The 14,010-nt window shown below is 71.3% G+C and carries 10 protein-coding genes; 6 read left to right on the top strand and 4 right to left on the bottom strand.

Annotated elements, in window-relative coordinates:
* From KDL01_RS19790 to KDL01_RS19780, 3 genes are all read right to left on the bottom strand, one after another.
* Positions 1-484, bottom strand: a 484-nt coding sequence (locus KDL01_RS19790) for a helix-turn-helix domain-containing protein (RefSeq protein ID WP_246576690.1), incomplete at its 3' end; no start/stop codon positions are given.
* Positions 485-653: 169 nt separating this feature from the next.
* Complete coding sequence (locus KDL01_RS19785) at positions 654-2,483, bottom strand: ABC-F family ATP-binding cassette domain-containing protein (protein ID WP_212530018.1); 1,830 nt, start codon at positions 2,481-2,483, stop codon at positions 654-656.
* A gap of 77 nt (positions 2,484-2,560) precedes the next feature.
* Complete coding sequence (locus KDL01_RS19780) at positions 2,561-4,435, bottom strand: dolichyl-phosphate-mannose--protein mannosyltransferase (RefSeq protein ID WP_212530017.1); 1,875 nt, start codon at positions 4,433-4,435, stop codon at positions 2,561-2,563.
* Positions 4,436-4,490: 55 nt separating this feature from the next.
* Between KDL01_RS19780 and rsmI the strand changes: the two genes are divergently transcribed.
* The 6 genes from rsmI to KDL01_RS19750 all read left to right on the top strand — a co-directional run bounded on the left by rsmI (position 4,491) and on the right by KDL01_RS19750 (position 12,069).
* Entirely contained in the window at positions 4,491-5,450 is a 960-nt protein-coding gene (rsmI, locus tag KDL01_RS19775) for a 16S rRNA (cytidine(1402)-2'-O)-methyltransferase (protein WP_307846444.1), read from the top strand.
* A 26-nt stretch (positions 5,451-5,476) separates the two neighbouring features.
* On the top strand, positions 5,477-7,108 hold the full coding sequence (gene metG, locus KDL01_RS19770; protein WP_212530016.1) for a methionine--tRNA ligase: 1,632 nt from the start codon (positions 5,477-5,479) through the stop codon (positions 7,106-7,108).
* Positions 7,109-7,157: 49 nt separating this feature from the next.
* Positions 7,158-8,054 (top strand): TatD family hydrolase, encoded by an 897-nt coding sequence (locus KDL01_RS19765; protein ID WP_212530015.1) that lies wholly within the window; start codon positions 7,158-7,160, stop codon positions 8,052-8,054.
* A gap of 287 nt (positions 8,055-8,341) precedes the next feature.
* Complete coding sequence (locus KDL01_RS19760; protein WP_307846443.1) at positions 8,342-10,162, top strand: ubiquitin-like domain-containing protein; 1,821 nt, start codon at positions 8,342-8,344, stop codon at positions 10,160-10,162.
* Positions 10,163-10,192: 30 nt separating this feature from the next.
* Positions 10,193-11,110: a 16S rRNA (adenine(1518)-N(6)/adenine(1519)-N(6))-dimethyltransferase RsmA gene (gene rsmA, locus KDL01_RS19755; protein ID WP_212530014.1), complete on the top strand. Its 918-nt coding sequence runs from the start codon at positions 10,193-10,195 to the stop codon at positions 11,108-11,110.
* A complete protein-coding gene (locus KDL01_RS19750) occupies positions 11,107-12,069 on the top strand; it encodes a 4-(cytidine 5'-diphospho)-2-C-methyl-D-erythritol kinase (protein WP_212530013.1) in 963 nt (320 codons plus the stop codon). Before rsmA ends, KDL01_RS19750 begins: the two co-directional genes overlap by 4 nt.
* A gap of 21 nt (positions 12,070-12,090) precedes the next feature.
* Here the strand turns inward: KDL01_RS19750 and KDL01_RS19745 are convergent, their stop codons facing one another.
* Positions 12,091-13,842 (bottom strand): LCP family protein, encoded by a 1,752-nt coding sequence (locus KDL01_RS19745; RefSeq protein WP_212530012.1) that lies wholly within the window; start codon positions 13,840-13,842, stop codon positions 12,091-12,093.
* Between the last annotated feature and the right edge of the window lie 168 nt (positions 13,843-14,010).

Raw genomic sequence — 14,010 nt, 5'->3', positions numbered from 1 at the left:
GGGCGGGATGGGGCAGGCGTCCGGCGAGCAGGGCGGCGGCTTGGCGGCGATTGCATACGCCGAGCTTGGTGAGGATGTTCTGCACGTGCGTGCGGACGGTCGCGGGAGTTATCCCCAGCCTGTGGGCGATCTCCTTGTTGGCGAGGCCGTCGCCGACGAGGGCGAGCACCTCGCTCTCCCGCGTCGTCAGCGTTGAAGCAGCCGGAGAACGGGGTGCGGCGGGGACGAGTGGCGGGCCCAGCGCCACCTCGGCGAGCGCCTGGACGGCGGCGGCTTGGCGCGAGACGCGTTCGAGCAGGGTGCGCAGTTGCGCGCCGTGGTGGGCGCGGTCGGCCGCGGCAGCCGCTTCGACGAGCCCTGACAGGACCGTGAGCGGGCGCTCGAGGGCCTGGCAGAGCTCTTCGGGATCGACGGCGCCGGCGACGGGCCCCTTCCCGCGCGCGGCATGGCGGATGGTGCTGTTCTCCGGCTGGATGTCGGACATGGCTCGGCGCCCCCTCGTGGTCCCGTCCTGCCACGCGCCCGTCGTGCACGCTGTGGCTCACTGGTTTCCACGGTAGGCCGATCCGCCGGCCAACGCGGCGAATCCGGCTATATCCCTCGAGATTCACCCATATCCCACACGAGGGGACTTCGAGTTTTCATCTGACCGATCACTCGGCCAGCTCAAGCCACTCCTCTTCGAGGCGCCCGCGCTCGTCGGCCAGCTCGCGCAGCTGGACGTCGAGCTCTGCGATCTTCGCGTAGTCGGTCGCGGCCTCGGCCATCTTGTCGTGCACGTCCTTCTCCAGCGCGGCGATCTTGTCCAGCCGGCGCTCGATCCGGGCCAGTTCCTTCTGCGCGGCCCGCTGGTCCTTGGCGGACGCGGCGGGTGCGGAGGCAGAAGCGGAAGCCGAGGCGGCACCCGACGCAGCGGCAGCGGCCACACCAACGCCGAGGGCGCCCGCGGGCATGGCGGCCCGGCGCTCGAGGTACTCGTCGACGCCGTTGGGCAGCATGCGGACGGTGCCGTCGCCGAGCAGGGCGTAGATCCGGTCGGTGACGCGCTCGAGGAAGTACCGGTCGTGCGAGATCACCAACAGCGAGCCGGGCCAGCCGTCGAGCAGGTCCTCGAGCGCCCGCAGCGTGTCGATGTCGAGGTCGTTGGTGGGCTCGTCGAGCAGCAGCACGTTCGGCTCGGCCATCAGCAGCCTGAGCAGTTGCAGCCTTCTGCGCTCGCCGCCGGACAGCTCGCCCACCGGCGTCCACTGCTTCTCGCCGGTGAAGCCGAAGCGCTCGAGCAGCTGCGAGGCGGTCATCTCCTTGCCCTTGCCCAGGTCGATGCTCGCCTTGATCTCCTCGACCGCCTTGAGCACCTTCAGCGTCGGGTCGATCTCGGTGATCTCCTGGGCCAGCGTCGCGACCCGGACCGTCACGCCGGTCACCACCCGGCCGCTCTCCGGCTGCACCGCGCCGGTGAGCAGGCGCATCAGGCTGGTCTTGCCCGCGCCGTTCACGCCCACGATGCCGAAGCGCTCGCCGGGGCCGAGCTGCCAGGTGACGTGCTGGAGCAGCCCGCGCCGCTGCGCGCCCTCGCCGACGGCGTAGGTCACGTCTTCGAGCTCGTATACGGTGCGGCCGAGGCGGGCGGAGGCGAACCTGGTCAGTTCGGCGCTGTCGCGGACCGGGGGTTCGGTGTCGATCAGCGCGTTGGCCGCCTCGATCCGGAACTTCGGCTTGGACGTGCGCGCGGGGGCGCCGCGGCGCAGCCAGGCCAGCTCCTTGCGCAGCAGGTTCTGCTTCTTGTCCCAGTCCGCCGAGGCGATCCTGGCCCGCTCGGCCCGGGCCAGCACGAAGGCCGAGTAGCCGCCCTCGTAGGCGTGCACCCGCCCGTCGGCCACCTCCCAGGTGTGGTCGCACACCTCGTCCAGGAACCAGCGGTCGTGGGTGACGACGAACAGCGCGCTGCGGCGCTTGCGCAGGTGCTTGGCCAGCCAGGCGATGCCCTCGACGTCGAGGTGGTTGGTGGGCTCGTCGAGCAGGATCAGCAGGTCGGTCGCGTCCGGCTCGATCAGCGCCTTCGCGAGGGCGATGCGCCGCCGCTCGCCGCCGGAGAGCGGGCCCACGACGGTGTCGAGCCCGTCGGCGAACCCGGGGGCGTCGATGCCGCCGAACAGGCCGGTGAGCACGTCGCGCACCTGCGACTGCCCGGCCCACTCGTGCTCCGGGCGGCCGCCGAGCAGCTGTTCCCGGATGGTGCGGCTCGAGTCGAGCTCGTCGTGCTGGCCGACCACCACGACGTGCACGTCACCGCTGTGCACGACCCGGCCGGAGTCGGGCTGCACGGTCTTCGCCAGCAGTTTCAGCAGCGTCGACTTGCCTCCGCCGTTACGCCCCACCACTCCGACGCGGTCTCCCTCGGCCAGGCCGAGGGAGACGCCGTCGAGGAGGGTGCGGGTGCCGTACGCCTTGCCGACCGACTCGATGTTGACCAGATTCACCACCCGCTCAGCCTACGCGTGAGGCGATCAGATCAGGCAATGCGCGATCTTTGCGGATCCGGGCCCGGCCGGGCGGGAGGCTAGATCCAGGACTGGAACCACATGTGGGAGGACCAGTCGTTGTAGGAGATCGTCTGGTCGGTGTAGATCGGGTAGAAGTAGATGAAGATCCCCACGATCGCCACCACCATCGCTCCGCCGACCGCGGCGCCCCAGGCCCGGCGCACCGGTGGCGCGTCCGCCCGGCCCAGGATGGCGCCGACGCTCATGGTGGCGGCGAGGCACATGAAGGGGACGAAGGCGACCGCGTAGAACGAGAAGATCGTGCGCTCGGCGTAGTGCATCCACGGCAGGATGCCGGCGGCGATGCCGAGCAGGATCGAGCCGGCCCGCCAGTCGCGGCGGCCGATCCAGAGCCAGAGCAGGTACACGATTGAGGCCGTGGCGAGCCACCACAGGAACGGGTTGCCCAGGGCCAGGACCTCCTGCGAGCAGCTGCCCATGGCCGGGGTGCAGCCGGCCGTGCCCACCTTCGGCGCGTTGTAGTCGAAGGCCACCGGGCGGCCCATGACCAGCCAGGACCACGGGTTCGACATGTACGGGTGCGGGGACTGCAGGTTCGCGTCGAACTGGTACTGCGCGTGGATGTAGTTCCACAGCGAGCGCACCCAGCCCGGCAGCAGTTCGGTCAGCTGCTTGTGGAAGGGCACGTCGGGGAAGCCGTAGGCCGGGTTCGTGTTCGCCCAGAACCGGTTGTATCCGCCGCCGTTGGAGGTGTTGAAGATCCAGCCGGCGTAGGTGGAGACGAAGACCACGACCATCGTCACCGGCATGCTCAGCACGGCCCAGCCGACGTCGCGGCGCAGCGTGGAGATCGAGGGGTGGCGCAGGCCGATGGCCCGGCGGGTGCCGCGGTCCCAGACCACGGTCAGCACCGAGAACGCGGCGACGAAGAAGATCGCGTTCCACTTGGTGGCCGTGGCCAGGCCCAGGCTGATCCCGGCGGCCAGGCGCCAGACCCGGAAGCCGAACTTGGGTCCGTGCTCGCCGGCCAGCCACGGGGTCTCGCGCGGATGCCGCTCGGCCCAGGCGGCCGCCTTCTCGCGCACCTTGTCGCGGTCCACCACCAGGCAGGAGAACCCGGCCAGGATGAAGAACATCTGGATGCCGTCGAGCAGCGCGGTGCGGGCCATCACGAAGGCCAGGCCGTCGAAGCTGAGGAACAGCCCGGCGATCACGCCCATCAGGGTGGAGCGGAACATCCGGCGGGCGGTGCGGGCCAGGATGTAGATCGCGAGGGTGCCGAGCGCGGCCTCCATCAGCCGCCAGCCGACCGGGTTCAGGCCCCAGATCTTCTCGCCGAAGCCGATGATCCACTTGCCGAAGGGCGGGTGCGCGACGAACTCGGCGCCCGAACTCCACTGGGCCACGCCCTGACAGCCGGCCTTGCCGCAGATCGAGAGCGCGTTGTTGGCGTTCGAGCTCCAGTTGTGCTCCCAGCCGAAGACCCACATCGACCAGCCGTCTTTGGCGTAGTAGGTCTCGTCGAAGATGATCTTGTTGGGCTGGGCCAGGTTCCAGAACCGCATGAAGCCGCCGATGACGGTGACCACCAGCGGCAGGATCCAGCCCGCGCCGCGGAAGAACTCCGGGTAGAACGGCGGGACGAGCCGTTCGGCCAGCGGCGGGCGGGCGTCGGGGCGCGGCCGTAGCTCGGGCCGCCACCACACCCGTCCGCGCTCGACGCGGCGCCAGCGCGGACGCCGCGTGACCGGATACTCCGGCTCCTCCAGCTCACCGCCGTCCTCGTCGAGCTCCTCGTCCCCCGTCTCGCCGTCGTCCGGACGGCCCGTCATGAGGACTTCGGTGGCCACGGACGAGTCCGACTCGGCGGGCTCGCTCGGCCCGGCGGAGTCGTACGCGGGCCCTTGGGCGTTCTGCACGTCGCTGTCCACGCGGGCCATCGTATTGAGTGCGCCTGAGAAGCTGTAGTAAGCGATGATGGTTGGTGTGAAACTTGCACGGCCGGAGGCCGGAGATATCCGGGAACGCGGCGATTCCTCCGGATTGTTGGTGCTGGCCGGAACCCCGATCGGGGACGTGGCCGACGCCCCGCCGCGGCTGGCCGAGCAACTGCGGACGGCGGAGGTGATCGCGGCCGAGGACACCCGGCGGCTGCGGCGGCTGACCCAGGAGCTCGGGGTGGAGCCGACCGGGCGGATCCTGTCCTACTTCGAGGGCAACGAGGCCGCGCGCACGCCCGAACTGGTGGCCCGGCTGCTCGAGGGCGCCCACGTGCTGCTGGTGACGGACGCGGGCATGCCCTCGGTCTCCGATCCCGGCTACCGGCTGGTGGCGGCGGCGGTGGAGGCCGGGATCCGGGTCACCGCGGTGCCAGGGCCCTCGGCGGTGCTCACCGCGCTGGCCCTCTCGGCGCTGCCGGTGGACCGGTTCTGCTTCGAGGGATTCCCGCCGCGCAAGGCCGGGGAACGGGCCCGCACACTGGCCGCGCTGGCCGGGGAGACGCGCACGATGGTCTTCTTCGAGGCGACGCACCGGATCACCGAGACGCTGCGGGCGATGGCCGAGGCCTTCGGGCCGCAGCGGCCGGCCGCGGTGTGCCGGGAGCTGACGAAGACCTATGAAGAGGTGCGGCGCGGCCCGCTGGCCGAGTTGGCGGCGTGGTCCGAGGACGGGGTGCGCGGGGAGATCACGGTCGTGGTGGCCGGAGCCGCTCCCCCGTCACCGCAGGACTACGGCGTGGAGGCGCTGGCCGGGCTGGTCGCGGCGCGGGAGGCGGCGGGCGAGCACCGCAAGAGCGCGATCGCCGCGGTGGCCGCGCAGCTCGGGGTGCCCAAGCGGACCGTTTTCGACGCCGTGGTGGCCGCTCGGGCGCAGGTCGGGCAGCAGGACGAGGCGGACGGGGACGGCGAGGCGGGCGACGGCCCGGACGGCGGGATTTCTGGGTGATCTGCGCCGCACTTTAGAATGCGCGCATGGCCTCCAGCGATAAGTCCTACTACGTCACCACGCCGATCTACTACGTGAACGACGCCCCGCACATCGGCAGCGCGTACACCACGACCGCAGGTGACGTGCTGACCCGGTGGCACCGCCAGCGCGGCGAGAGCGTCTGGTATCTGACCGGCACCGACGAGCACGGCGAGAAGCTGCTGCGCACGGCCCAGGCGAACGGCGTCTCCCCGCAGGAGTGGACCGACAAGCTGGTGCGCGAAGCGTGGCTGCCGGTGCTCGAGACCATCGACGCGGCCAACGACGACTTCATCCGCACCACGCAGAAGCGGCACACCGAGCGGGTCCAGGAGTTCTGGCAGCGCCTGCACGACGCCGGCGAGGTCTACAAGGGCGAGTACGAGGGCTTGTACTGCGTGGCCTGCGAGGAGCACAAGCTGCCGGGCGACCTGAAGGACGGGACCGGCGAGTACGAGGGCCAGAAGGTCTGCGCGGTGCACGGGCGTCCGGTGGAGACGATCGCGGAGGAGAACTACTTCTTCAAGCTTTCGCAGTACACGGACAAGCTGCTGGCCTACTACGAGGAGCACCCCGACTTCGTGCAGCCGGCCTCGGCCCGCAACGAGGTGGTCTCCTTCGTCAGGCAGGGGCTGCAGGACCTGTCGATCTCGCGCACCAGCTTCGACTGGGGCATCCCGATCCCGTGGGACGAGAAGCACGTGCTGTACGTGTGGATCGACGCGCTGCTCAACTACGCCACGGCCGTGGGCTACGGTGCGGACGAGGAGAAGTTCGCCCGCACCTGGCCGGCCGACGTGCACCTGGTGGGCAAGGACATCCTGCGCTTCCACGCGGTGATCTGGCCGGCCATGCTGATGGCCGCGGGCCTGCCGCTGCCGCACAAGGTCTTCGGGCACGGCTGGCTGCTGGTGGGCGGCGAGAAGATGTCCAAGACCAAGCTGACCGGCATCGCCCCGTCGCAGATCACCGACCACTTCGGTTCGGACGCCTACCGCTACTACTTCATGCGCGCGATCCCGTTCGGGCAGGACGGCTCGTTCTCCTGGGAGGACCTGAGCGCGCGTTACACCTCCGAGCTGGCCAACGACTACGGCAACCTGGCCTCGCGGGTGGCGGCCATGGTGGGCAAGTACTTCGCCGCGGCGCAGCAGGGCGAACCCGGGCGCAGTGAGGGCGTGCTGCCCGCGTCCACCGACCACGGCCCGGCCGAGCAGACGATCGCGGACGCGCTGGCGGCGGCGACGGCGACGGCGGACGAGCGGATCGGCGAGGTGCTCGACTTCCAGGGCGGGATCAACGCGATCTTCGATTTCATCAAGCTGGTCAACGGATACCTGACCGAGCAGGAGCCGTGGAAGGTCGCCAAGGACGAGTCCCCGGCCGGGCAGGCGCGGCTGGCCTCGATCCTCTACACCGCGGCCGAGTCGCTGCGCGCGGTGGCCGTGCTGCTGAACGCGGTCATGCCGAAGTCCTCGGCGGCGCTGTGGGACTCGCTGGGGGCCGAGGCCTCGCTCGGTGCCCTGGCGGACCAGAAGGTGCAGGACGCGGGCCGCTGGGGCCAGCTGCCGGCCGGCTCGGTCATCACGAAGGGCGACGCGCTCTTCCCGCGTCTGGAAGAACGCGCCGAGGCGTAGCCGGTTTTCGCCGATCCGGACCGGACTGCTGCGTCGATAGACTCGTCCCATGGGCAAGTCCAAGACGCAGCAGTCCCAGCAGGACGTTCCGCCGCCGCTGCCCGAGCCGCTGCCGCGGCCGGTGGCCGACTCGCATACGCACATGGACATGCAGGGACGCACCCCGCAGGAGTCCGTGGAGCTCGCGGCGTCGGTGAACGTGACCACGCTGGTGCAGGTGGGCTGCGACGTGCCGTCCTCGGAGTTCGCGGTGGCGCAGGCGGCGGCGTTCGCGTCGGTGCACGCCACCGTGGCGCTGCATCCGAACGAGGCGCCGCGGCTGGTGCTGGGTGACATCGACGCCTGGGCAGGGCGGGACAAGCACCGCGAGCCGGGCGGGATCACCGCCCTGGAGGGCGCGCTGGCCCGGATCGAGGAGCTCGCCGGACGGCCCGAGGTGGTCGGGATCGGCGAGACGGGGCTGGACTACTTCCGCACCGGACCGGAGGGCGTCGCGGCCCAGCAGGAGTCCTTCCGGCGGCACATCGCGCTGGCCAAGCGGGTGGGCAAGGCCCTGGTCATCCACGACCGGGACGCGCACGCGGACGTGCTGCGGATCCTGCGCGAGGAGGGCGCACCCGATCGGGTGGTGTTCCACTGTTACTCGGGGGACGCGGCGATGGCACGGGAGTGCGCCGAGGCCGGCTACTACCTCTCGTTTGCCGGTCCGGTCACCTTCAAGGCCAACGAGGAGTTGCGGGCGGCGCTGCGAGCCGCTCCAATGGAGCGCGTACTGGTGGAGACCGACGCGCCGTTCCTCACCCCTGTGCCCTATCGGGGCCGCCCGAACGCGCCGTATCTGATCCCGCTGACGGTCCGTTCGATGGCCGAGACGCTGGCCATGGACCTGACGGAGCTGTGCGAGGCCCTCGACGCGAACACCCGGCGCGTATTCGAACTCGTGTAACCATTTCTCGACAGTCCCTTCGAGCTAACCCAAATAGGTCATACATGGGAGAAAGCTCACACTGACGACGTAGCGCTCCACCGAAATGCACCCATTTGCCTGGCATGACAGTGCCCTTATCGGACAATTCGACTATGGCGACGTCCGGGGCGGGCTATGGCGACCTTGGCCCGGAGTCGGTTACAGTCCGATGCTCGGTAGCCGGATCGGTGGAGCCGGCGCGGGCCACGGCCCGCGATCCGCGTCGCGGTGCCAGCCCCGCTGGCCCTCGGCGCTCCGTACCCGCCGTGCCCGGGATCGACGAGGTCTGGAGACTTGTGAGCGGTACGCGCTCGAACCCCCCTCATGGTTCCGCCTACGGAACCGGGGCCGGGCAGGACGGCGGATACGCCGACCAGCACGGTGCGCCCGGAGCGTACGCGGGGCACGAAGGGACGTCCGAAGCCGCCGAGTACTACTACGAGGACCAGTACAGCCAGCAGCAGTACCCGTACGACCCGTATGCCGAGTCCTCGGCGGAGTACTTCGAACAGGCGCCCTACGGGGCCGGGCCGGGCTACGACCCGGGCTACCCCGCCGCGTCCTACGAGGCGACGTCCTTCGCGCCGGGGGTCTACCCCGAAACCGGCTACGCGCCGGACTACGCATCCGACTACGGCCCGCAGGCCCGCTACGACGCCCCCGCGGCGTCGGGGCGCTACGACGGCCAGACGGGCGGCTACGACGCCGTCCCGGCGGGCGGATACGCGGACGAGTACGCGGAAGGCTACGGTGCCCCGGCACACGGTCTCGGCGCGCCGATGTTCGGCGGCGCCGCGTCCTTCGCCCGGGCCGGCACCGCGACGGCCACCGCGACCGATCTGCTGACCGCCCCGGCCGAGGCTCCGCGCCGCCCGGCGCCCGAGCCGCTGCCCGACGACGCCGATCCCACCGCCGCGCCCGCGCGCCGGGCCAGGACCGAGCAGCGTCCGGCATCCGCGCCCGCGGACTCCGGACGCAGGCCCCCGGTGCTGCGCACCCGGCCGCGCACCGGACCGCTCGGCCGGATCGTGCAGGGCACGGTGCTCGCGGCGCTGGTGGCCGGCGCGGTCACCTACGTGGCCTTCGACAAGACGATCACGCTCGACGTCGACGGCCAGACCCAGACCGTGCACAGCTTCGCGGGCACGGTGGGCGCGGTGCTCACGGCGGACGGGATCGACACCGGCAGCCGCGACATCGTCACGCCCGCGGTGGGCTCCTCGGCGACCGACGGGGCCACCATCACCGTGCACTACGGGCGGCCGCTGAGCCTGAGCGTGAACGGCGTGCCGCACTCGGTCTGGGTGCACTACCCGACCGTGGGCGCCGCCCTGGCCGAGCTCGGCGTGCGCACCGACGGCGCGCGCAGCAACGACGCGCTCGGCATGCAGATCCCGCGCTCCGGTCTGACCGGGTTGTCGGTCTACACCCTGCGCCACCTGACGTTCCTGGTGGACGGCAAGTCGGTGCCGGTGGCGACGACCGCGGCCACGGTGACCGCGGCGATGGCCCAGGCCGGGATAGTCCTGCACAACCAGGACGCGCCGTCGGTGGCGGCGGGTTCGGTGCCGCAGGACGGCCAGACCATCTCGATCAACCGGATCGAGGGGACCACCGAGACCAAGGAGGTCTCGCTGCCCTACGGCGTCACCAAGGTCTCCGACTCCACGGCCTACGCCGGCACCAGCACGGTCAAGACCGCCGGCGTGGACGGCGAGGAGACGGTGACGTACGCCCTGTTGATCGTCAACGGCAAGAGCCAGGCGCCGAAGACGATCAAGACCGTGGTGACCAGGCAGCCGGTGGACGAGGTGCTCGCGGTGGGCACCAAGGCGCTGCCGACCGACGCGGCCGATCTGAACTGGGCGGGGGTGGCCAACTGCGAGTCGGGCGGCAACCCGGCCGAGAACACCGGCAACGGCTTCTACGGCATGTACCAGTTCTCCGAGAGCACCTGGCTCTCGCTCGGCGGCACCGGATATCCGTACCAGGCCAGCGCGGCCGAGCAGACGGATCTGGCGATACTCCTCTACGAGCGGAGCGGCGCAGGTCAGTGGCCGGTGTGCGGGCACTACCTGTTCACCTAGGACGCCGGGGCGCGCCCTAGAATTGCCGACATGCGGCCGGAACCTTCACAGCTTCACAACGCGGCGGGACCGAGCGGGCCAGTGAGCCTGCTCGGCCCCGCCGACGTACGTCGTCTCGCGACCGATCTGGGGGTAAGGCCGACCAAGGCGCTGGGCCAGAACTTCGTGATCGACCCGAACACGATCCGCCGGATCGTCGCCACCGCGCGGCTGCGGCCCGAGGACGTGGTGGTCGAGGTCGGGCCCGGGCTCGGCTCGCTCACCCTGGGCCTGCTGGACGCGGCGAGCCGGGTGGTCGCGGTCGAGCTCGACCCGGTGCTGGCCGACGCGCTGCCGGCCACGATCGCCGAGCGGGCGCCGGGCCGGGCCGAGTCCTTCGAGCTCGTGCACGCCGACGCGATGCGGGTACAGGAGCTGCCGGGCCCGGCGCCCACGGCCCTGGTGGCGAACCTGCCGTACAACGTCGCGGTCCCGGTGCTGCTGCACATGCTCGAGCGCTTCCCGAGCCTGCGCAGCGCCCTGATCATGGTGCAGGCCGAGGTGGCCGACCGGCTGGCGGCCGAACCGGGCGGGCGGGTGTACGGCGTGCCGAGCGTCAAGGCCCGCTGGTACGCCGACGTGCGCCGGGCCGGGTCGATCGGGCGCAACGTGTTCTGGCCGGCCCCGCACGTGGAGTCCGGCCTCGTGGCGCTCGAGCGGCGCGAGCCGCCGACCACGACGGCCACCCGGCGCGAGGTGTTCGCCGTGGTGGACGCGGCGTTCGCGCAGCGCCGCAAGACGCTGCGGGCCGCGCTGGCCGGCTGGGCCGGCTCGGCGCCGCGGGCCGAGGAGCTGTTGCGCCGCGCCGGGGTCGACCCGGGGGCACGCGGCGAGGCCCTGGGCGTGGCAGAGTATGCGGCGATCGCGGCGGCGCGGGCTGCCGAGGAATCGAAGGAGTCAGGGTCGTGACCGCGGTAGAGGAGTGGGACGAGGGACCCTTTCAGCCGGAGGCGATCACGGTCCGGGTCCCGGCGAAGATCAACCTCTCGCTCTCGGTCGGGCCGCTGCGCCCGGACGGCTACCACGAGCTGGTGACGGTCTTCCACGCCGTGTCGCTGTACGACGAGGTGGTGGCCCGTTCGGCCCGCGGCATCGCGCTGAGCGTGGAGCCGCTGCGGCGGGACTCGGACGTGGACGCGGTCCCGGCGGACGAGCGGAACCTGGCCTGGCAGGCGGCGACGCTGCTGGCCGAGCGCTGCGGGGTGGAGCCGAACGTGCGGCTGACCATCCGCAAGGACATCCCGGTGGCCGGCGGCATGGCCGGGGGCAGCGCGGACGCCGCGGCCACCCTGGTGGCCTGCGACGCGCTGTGGGGCACCGGGCTGCGCCGGGACGAGCTGCACGACCTGGCCGCGCAGCTCGGCAGCGACGTGCCGTTCGCGCTGCACGGCGGGACCGCGATCGGCACCGGGCGCGGGGAGCACATCTCCCCGGTGCTGGCCTCGACCGGCCTCGAGTGGGTCATCGCGGTGCTCGACGCCGGGCTCTCCACGCCGAAGATCTTCGAGGCCTGTGACGCGCGGCGGCGCCGGAGCGGGGAGCAGGCGCCGGCGCCGGGCGTGCATCCGGACCTGATGGCGGCGCTGCGCTCGCGCGACATCGGCGCCATCGGCGCGGCGCTCTACAACGACCTGCAGCCGGCCGCCGTCGAGGTGCTGCCGCAGATCGGCGAGCTGCTCGCGCTGGGCGTGGCGGCCGGGGCCTGCGGCAGCCTGGTCTCCGGCTCCGGGCCGACCACGGTGTTCCTGGTGGACAGCCCGCTGGCGGCGGCCAACGTGGAGGCCGAGCTGCGCGCCTCCGGCCGGTGCCGCGCCGTGCGCCGGGCCCGCGGTCCGGTGCCCGGCGCGAACGTCGTCAACGTGCGCTGACGCGCCCGGCGGGCGCCCGGCTCACGGATGCCCGCCGTAGGAGACCACTCCGGGCAGGTTGGAGCAGAGGTTCGTGTCTCCGTCCCGGGTCTGCACCCCGGTCAGCGTCGCCGCGGGCGTCGCCGAGGCCGCGCCGGCGCCCGCGGACTGCGAGGTCTGCGTCGCGACCACCGCGGTCGGCACGTTCGTCCCGATCACCAGGGTCAGTTGGCTGACGCTCGCGCTCTGCTTCAGCACGGAGCCGGCGATCTGCCGCTGCAGGGCCTCGGCCTGCGCCTGCTGTGCGGCCGGGTACAGGACCGTGGTCGCGGTGTATCCGCTGTAGCCGCTGTAGCCGATCGAGGTGTTCATGCCCAGGTTCTTGAGATAGGCGGCCGCGTTCTTCGCCTCGCCGCCGATCTGGGTGCCGTTGAAGACCTGCACGGTCAGGGAGCTGAGCGCGACGGTGGGCGACGCGGACGCGGACGGCTGCGCGGCGACCTTCGTGGACGAGGTGCTCGGCGCCTTCGTCCCCTCCATCACGGCCGCGGCGCTGCCCGGAATCGGCTGGTCGTCGCGCAGCAGGTTCCACACCTCCTCGAAGCCCGGGCCGGGCATGGAGTGATCGCCGTCCGGGTCATAGGAGTACTCACCCGGGCTGTCGAGCTTGTACGGCGCCGTCATGTACTGGATGTACTTCTTGTTGATCGAGCCGACCGCCTCGGCGATCGAGGTCATCGTGCCGATGTTGTCGAGCGCGGTGTCCACGGTGACGTTGCTGGTGGTCGCCTGCGCGATCTTGTAGAGGGTGAGCGGGTCCTCCAGCGTGCCGTTCGAGGTGAGCTTGTCGAACAGCGAGGACATGAACATCTGCTGCATCCGGATGCGCTGGGTGTCCTCGCCGGTGGCCAGGCCGTGCCGGTCGCGCACGAACGCGAGCGCCTGGTTGCCGGTGACGGTGTGCATCCCGGCGCTGAGCACGAGGCCGGAGTAGTTCGGGTCGTTGATCCCGGGTGAGGGGACGCACACCTGCACGCCGCCGACGGCGTTGGTCAGGTCGATGAAGGCGTCGAAGGTCAGCTCCACGAAGTGGTCGATCCGTATGTTCGACATCTGCTCCACCGTGGCGACCGCGCAGGCCGGGCCGCCCTCGCCCATGGCGTTGTAGAACTGCTGCTCGCTCTGCGGCGGGTGCGTCACGGCCGGGTTGGTCCGGTCCTGACAGGAGGGGAAGGGCACGAACAGGTCGCGGGGTATGGAGACGATCTCGGCCCACTTGTGGTCGGCGCTGATGTGCATCAGGAAGGCGGTGTCGGACAGGTCCGTGCCGTCCTTCGAGGCGTTGCCCACGTGCGCCGCCTGGGTCTGGCCGTCCCGGGTCTGCGAGCCGAGCACCAGGATGTTGAGCGGGATCTCGCCGAGGGCGTTGGCCTTGCTGGGCGCCGGGCGGTTCTTGAGCTCGCCGAGGCTGACCGTGGCGATGTCGCCGAGCAGGTGGTGCACGACGTAGTAGCCGAATCCGGCCGCGACGAGCATGGTGACGGCCGTGCCGGAGGCGACGATGCGCACCACCTTCCTGCGGCGCGGGTTGCCCCGGCGCACGGCCTGGCGGGCGGCGCGCTCGCGGGCGTGGCCGTCCGGGTCGAGTTCGTCGAGGTCGAGGTCCGCGTTGACGCGGCCGGGCCCCGAGTCGGGGGCCGCGCCGCCGCGTCCGGCCCGATGGCCGTGGCGGACCGGTGGAGTGGGGTGGGCGGAACGCGATCGTGTCCGGGGCGGGTCCTGGTCGTAGGTCATCGCGCGTCCCCCTCAGCTAGGTTTCTCAGATGTTTTTCATCGAGTCCACACAGAAAGACATCGCCCACGAAACAACCGTTGCTGCGGTAACGGACCCGTCACGCAACCCGTGCATGGAGGCCCTGATCGTCCCGATTCGCGCAGAACGCCCCCGCCGTTTGTAACAAC

It is taken from the genome of Actinospica durhamensis, from assembly GCF_018139695.1.
Lineage (GTDB): Bacteria > Actinomycetota > Actinomycetes > Streptomycetales > Catenulisporaceae > Actinospica > Actinospica durhamensis.
Note: the sequence above shows the minus strand (reverse complement) of the source record. Positions and strands in the feature narration are given on the sequence as shown.

Bases quoted from the DNA above. Each gene is read 5' to 3' on its own strand.
- rsmA (WP_212530014.1), top strand. From the start codon at position 10,193: ATGCGGCCGGAACCTTCACAGCTTCACAACGCGGCGGGACCGAGCGGG.
- metG (WP_212530016.1), top strand. From the start codon at position 5,477: ATGGCCTCCAGCGATAAGTCCTACTACGTCACCACGCCGATCTACTAC.
- KDL01_RS19745 (WP_212530012.1), bottom strand. From the start codon at position 13,842: ATGACCTACGACCAGGACCCGCCCCGGACACGATCGCGTTCCGCCCAC.
- KDL01_RS19765 (WP_212530015.1), top strand. From the start codon at position 7,158: ATGGGCAAGTCCAAGACGCAGCAGTCCCAGCAGGACGTTCCGCCGCCG.